Genomic DNA, 1,032 nt, shown 5'->3' with positions numbered 1-1,032 from the left:
CGGTGACGACAACCGATCCCAAGACCGGTCTGCTGACCGGTCCGGACGCCCAGATCGCCGGCGCGCGCGTCGACGCCCGTGGTGCCGCTGATCTGCTGACCGCGGCATCGAGTGTCAGTGTCATCTGCCACGTCTATCCGGACGCGGACACCATCGGCGCCGGGCTCGCCCTGGCGCAGGTGCTCGCCGCATCCGGCAAGCACGTCGAGGTGTCGTTCGCGACCCCCGCGCAGCTGCCGGAGTCTCTTCAGTCGCTGCCCGGCGGGCATCTGCTGGTCGCTCCGGAGGCCATGCGGCGCGACGCCGACCTGGTTGTCACCGTTGACATACCGAGCATCAATCGGCTCGGCGCGCTCAGTGGGCTCGCCGGTCCCGGGCGTGAGGTGCTGGTCATCGACCATCACGCGTCCAACCAACTGTTCGGCACCGCCAACTACATCGACCCTTCCGCGGACTCGACCACGATGCTCGTGGCCGAACTCCTCGACGCGTGGGGCAAACCCATCGACGAAAAGGTGGCCCACTGCCTGTACGCGGGGCTGACCACCGACACCGGGTCGTTCCGCTGGGCCACGGCGCGTGCCCACCGGCTCGCGGCCCGGCTGGTCGAACTCGGCGTCGACAACGCGTCGATCAGCCGCACCCTGCTCGACACGCATCCGTTCGCGTGGCTGCCGATGCTGTCGCGGGTTCTCGCGACGGCCCGGTTGCTGCCCGACGCACTCGACGGCCGGGGCTTCGTCTACGCCGTCGTTCCGCACGACGAGTGGTCCGAGGCCCGGCCGGAAGAGGTCGAGAGCATCGTCGACATCGTGCGCACCACGCAGCAGGCCGAGGTCGCCGCGGTGTTCAAGGAGATCGAACCGATGCACTGGTCGGTCTCGATGCGTGCCAAGTCGGTGAACCTGGCGTCGGTCGCCAGCGCGTTCGGCGGTGGCGGTCATCCGCACGCCGCGGGATACTCCGCGACCGGTTCGGCCGACGACGTCGTACAGGCGCTCGCACGGGCCCTTGGCAAGCTTGCGGCCGCAC

1 protein-coding gene is annotated in these 1,032 nt (G+C 69.6%); it reads left to right on the top strand.

Going from position 1 to position 1,032, the window contains the following annotated elements; genetic code table 11:
• Window positions 1–1,032 (top strand): bifunctional oligoribonuclease/PAP phosphatase NrnA (locus C3481_RS15985; RefSeq protein WP_308457289.1); only part of this gene is annotated, 1,032 nt, incomplete at both ends.

It is taken from the genome of Microbacterium sp. Ru50 (assembly GCF_002920555.1).
Taxonomy (GTDB): domain Bacteria; phylum Actinomycetota; class Actinomycetes; order Actinomycetales; family Microbacteriaceae; genus Microbacterium; species Microbacterium arborescens.
The sequence above is the reverse complement of the archived record's forward strand: the minus strand, read 5'-3'. Positions and strand labels throughout refer to the sequence as shown.